Source organism: Bacillus sp. AFS002410 (assembly GCF_002556365.1).
GTDB lineage: Bacteria > Bacillota > Bacilli > Bacillales > Bacillaceae_G > Gottfriedia.
The window spans coordinates 1-4,580 of record NZ_NUEU01000012.1 but is presented as its reverse complement, the minus strand read 5'-3'; the positions used below and the strand labels follow the sequence as shown (position 1 = coordinate 4,580).

Annotated in this window: 3 protein-coding genes and 2 pseudogenes; all 5 read right to left on the bottom strand. The window is 36.6% G+C overall.

Going from position 1 to position 4,580, the window contains the following annotated elements:
• Positions 1-119 (bottom strand): annotated as a pseudogene (locus tag CN692_RS10610) (VOC family protein); the annotation flags it as partial.
• Between the two features lie 192 nt (positions 120-311).
• Positions 312-1,433, bottom strand: a complete 1,122-nt coding sequence (locus CN692_RS10605) for a Ger(x)C family spore germination protein (RefSeq protein ID WP_098119135.1) — start codon at positions 1,431-1,433, stop codon at positions 312-314.
• 184 nt (positions 1,434-1,617) lie between these two features.
• Positions 1,618-2,535 (bottom strand): GerAB/ArcD/ProY family transporter, encoded by a 918-nt coding sequence (locus CN692_RS10600; RefSeq protein ID WP_257144007.1) that lies wholly within the window; start codon positions 2,533-2,535, stop codon positions 1,618-1,620.
• A gap of 1 nt (position 2,536) precedes the next feature.
• On the bottom strand, positions 2,537-3,970 hold the full coding sequence (locus tag CN692_RS10595; RefSeq protein ID WP_098119134.1) for a spore germination protein: 1,434 nt from the start codon (positions 3,968-3,970) through the stop codon (positions 2,537-2,539).
• 399 nt (positions 3,971-4,369) lie between these two features.
• Positions 4,370-4,555: pseudogene (locus tag CN692_RS10590) on the bottom strand (DNA mismatch repair protein MutT); the annotation flags it as partial.
• Between the last annotated feature and the right edge of the window lie 25 nt (positions 4,556-4,580).

Sequence of the window (4,580 nt, the reverse complement as noted above, 5' to 3'; positions counted from 1 at the left end):
ATTCCTATTGAAATCATTTCGTTATAATCTCTCCAGAAATCATCTGTACCTAAAAAGAGAAAAACTCTCCCACCAGCTTGATTGCCGATGAATGGCTCTTGTTCAGTTTTAGATGCCTTCAGACATTCCCTCACAATATTCCCCTAGATTAGACTTCTCGAACTAGGTCAGTCTCCTCGAGGATGGATTTTCACCATCTGGATTTCATCATTTTATCTTTTATCCAGTCGTTTTACCGAAATGTCGTCTCTGTCTAGAAAAAATGATTGAAGGATGTCTAATTAGACCTCCTTTCCACAACGCTTTTTCTACTAACTATCTGCGTTTAAAATCTCAACTTCAAAGTGTGGCCGTATCTTCATACGTGGATAATCCTTTTCCCAATCGAGCTTTTTCCAAACGACTGGATGAAATGCTTTAATCCGCTCACCAATTTTTAAAAGGTCACAATTTGCTTCTTGCATGATTTTAATACTTTCACTTGCTTTTTTATCTAATTCATCGCTTAATTTCTTTTCCATCATTCTTACATAGTTCGGTTTCAATTGATGGTACGGTACACCTAAATCATACACCTGTAAATTTAATTTCACTTTGATATCTGCTGTTGGTGGTTCATTTTGTTTGGATGAAAGGTTAACACTCGATGTTCCTTTTTTCACGGAAAATCCATACGTCATTTTCTTTTCGGGACCCTGATTTTGTTCACTTTTTGGTAGATGTCCTACATTTCGCTGCCGTCCTTTATCTCTTCCACCTAACAACATCAACATCTGTACTTGCCTATCATTTAGTGTTGTGTTTGTATTTTTTCCATGATGAAATAGTTCTGCACCGATAAATGTAACACGTCCCTCTTTTAAGGACAATTTCGGAATGGCAATGTCATTTAGTGGTTCTTCTATCGATTGAACAAAGTTCATAATCGATACAGTGGGTATAATGCTGTTTTTCTCAAGACCGTGAGTGTAATAATAAAAATCTCTTGTATACCCTTTCTGTTTGACAAAAACCGTTTGAAATAATTCTGTTAAATCACCTTCTAAAATGACGATCGGAGAATTAATCGCTGCATACGGTGCATGTAACATGAAACCTAACTGCGAAACGACATCTTGATGTGCGAATGATTCACTCATTACATATGCGCCAGCATCGACCCCAAAAAACGGTGTATTCACTTGGGTTTGACCTTGCCCAATTGCTTCTTCAATGCTTGGGCCTTTTAAGACCACGTCTTCTGAAACTGGTTCGCCAGAGCCCTGTCCAGTACTTTGCAATTTGGACAAAAGGTAATGTACGTTTGCTTCCTTGTTTTTATCGTCCCAATCTAATCCAATTAGATCAACGATTTTGATTTTCCGCAGGGGTAAACGATCCCAACATCCTGTTAAAAGTGGTAATAGTAGTAAGAGGAACAATGCTTTTTTCAACTATTCCTCACCTGCCCACGAACAATGGATAATAGATAAAGGATGGTTGGTAAAATGCAAATAAAGACAACAGAAAAAATACTATGATAATCAAGTAATTTGGATTGCCACTGGCGATTTTCACAAAACAACGCTATCACATAAGAAATCACGCCGATAGGCCCAACAAGCCACTTATGATGTTTCATTTCTTTTTGTCCGATGCAGGAAAGAAATTTCGCCGCCATAAATAAATAAATAAATAAATAAAAACGGTAGCTAGTACGACGGATATCCAAATTGTAATAAAGACGATATCGATGTTATGCAGTACTGGCATACTGAATTTACGTAGGATAAATATCATTGGTTCGCTAATGGTCTTGAGTTGGTTTTCGCTAAAGTTATACGTAACAATAATCGCAAGCATCACATAAAAGATTGTTGTAATGAGGTTAGCAATCGAAGAAGCTACTAAAATCTCTTTTTTCTTTTGACAAACAACAAAAGGAAACGCATAAAGTAAGACATCATACCCAGCATACGTTAAAAAAGACGGACGTGAATCTTTTACGATTGCGCCTATACCATGAGAGCCAATTGGCAAGAAATGCAAAAATGTACCTTTCCCCACACCGCAAACGATGATAATTAATGCACAAAAAACAAACATGACCAGTATAAGTTGAGTAACAGTCGAAATCGTTCGAAACGAACAAGAAGCGGCATAAACAGATACAAGAAAAAATAATCCGAGTATCGCACTCCACGGAGTTTCAAATAATACCCACCGACTAATCACATCAGCATAAGTAACGGCCTCTGTTAAAAGTGATTCTATAAAGTAGAGCGAAAACAAAATAATCAACAATTTCCCCAGTGGTTTTCCAACAATTTTACAAATGTATTGTTGGATTGGTTCATTAGGATAGCGCTTTCCGAGTGCATAAATGATAAGAATTATGAGTTGTGCATACACTCCGCCTAGCAAAACAGCAATCCAACTATCGTAACCTGAATACTTCGATTGTTCATACGGAATCGAAAGGACATGAACACCGATTTGATTCATTGCGATAAGGCAGAGCAGTTGATTCGTTGATATTTTTTTAACCTGAATCATTTTACTCTCCACCTTTTTCTTTTTCTCTTGTTGTATCATTTGTCAGTGTTTCTTTCGGACGATTTTTTAAACTGCTGATTGGACCCCTGAAAACGGTATCTCTCAGTTCGCTCCCTTTAAATCCAAGATAAAAGTAAGGGATTCCAAACGTATCAATTTGTGATAGATGTATTGCTAATAAAAGAAATGAAACTTCTAATCCGATCATTCCGAAAATGGAACCCATAAAAATGAATGGATACGTTAAAAATCTTGTTGCATTACTCATCTCATACGTTGGTACCATGAATGATGAAATCGCAGTGACTGCAACGATCACAACCATCATATTTGAAATTAAATTCGATTGCACTACAACCGTGCCAATCACAATTGCACCAACTACTCCAATGGTTTGACCGATTAGGTTTGGGAGTCGCACGGTCGCTTCGCGTATAATTTCGAGCATTAATAACATGGCTATGGCTTCTAGTACTGGAGGCAACGCGACATATTGCGTCGAACCTTGAAGCGTTAACGCAATTTCAAAAGGGACGACACGCGGATCGAATGTCACCAAGGCTACATATAGACCAGGTAAACAAATTGCTAAAATAAAACAAAGATAACGCATTGAACGGATTGCGCTTCCCATTAACCAACCCATTTGATAATCATCGGTACTTTGAAAAAATGCCCAAAATGATACGGGTAAGACTATGGCATCAGGTGAACGATCTGTTAAGACGGCAATCCGACCATCCATCAAATTAGCACAAATTCGGTCAGGTCTCTCCGTTACGAGTAGTTTAGGGAATAATTTGAATCGTTTTTCATCAACTAATTCTTGCACGAACCCAGGTGCATCCATGTAATCGATATCGATTGCTTCGATTTTCTTCTCAATTTCCATTAATACGACTTCGTTTGCAAGCGAGTGAAGGTAAAGGATACTGACTTTCGTGTCAGAGCGACGACCAAGTGTAACGGTTTTAATAACAAGATCAGGTTGCCTGATAGCGCTTCGGATTAGATTTAAATTTGTATTCAGATTCTCATTTAGTGCACTACGAGAACCACGAAGTGCTGTTTCGTTTAGCGGGATCGTTACATTTCGTTCTTTTATTAATTCTGTTCCAAGTAGATAGACTTTTGCCTCTCCCTCTATTTGTAAAACCGTTTTCCCTTCGACGAGCGATTTTGTTGCATCAGATAACCGTGTGCTTTCATGGTAGTCGATGATCGATACGATTTCTTTTATTGAACCATTTCCTTTTTGCAATAGTGGACGAACGATATGTTCTTGGATTAATTTCGAGTCAACCATCGTATCTAAATAAAATAAACAATAATATCTATTTTCAACCAAGAAGTCAGTTGATCGAAAATCTGAACTATGAAACAAGTTTTCTTTTAATTGTTTTTTGCTGGTTTCAATTGACGATTCTATTTTCATCAATTCCCCCCTACTCTACTTTATTTTTAAATTTATTTTGTTCAATGAACAAGATTATATTCCTGGGGGATTTGGGGTAAATAAAAGAGGCCTCTATAAAAGAGACCTCGTATTCTTCTTGATTTAATAACTCCAACACTCTTTCTTTGCCTATATTAAACATCAATAGCAAGAGTAGCTCGTTGAGTAGTACTCGATAGTATCAAACCATCAAATAATTCAAGCTTTTCAGGAGTGTAATGTTGCTATAGATTAAAATGAACTTTTTTGCGGTTCATCTTTTATGGTTAACTTAGGTAATCTATCTATTTAATCACCTTAAACTCCTACTGTATTTTCACTTTCTTTATCTAATAATGTTCTTATATCTTTTTCAAATGATCCTGCAATATAGAAATTCCCATTCGAATCCATTATTTCTCGTTTAATGGTTCTTTCTAAAATATCCGATGAATTCTCTTCCGATTCTGCTTTGCCCCCAACAAGTGAAAGTAATCCTCCTGCATGTTCCTCTTTTTTACTTCTTTCGATAATTAACCATTTTCCATTTTTTTGAATTGCACCTTCTACATTAACTATGAACATATTTCCCACCTTAATTATTTAATAA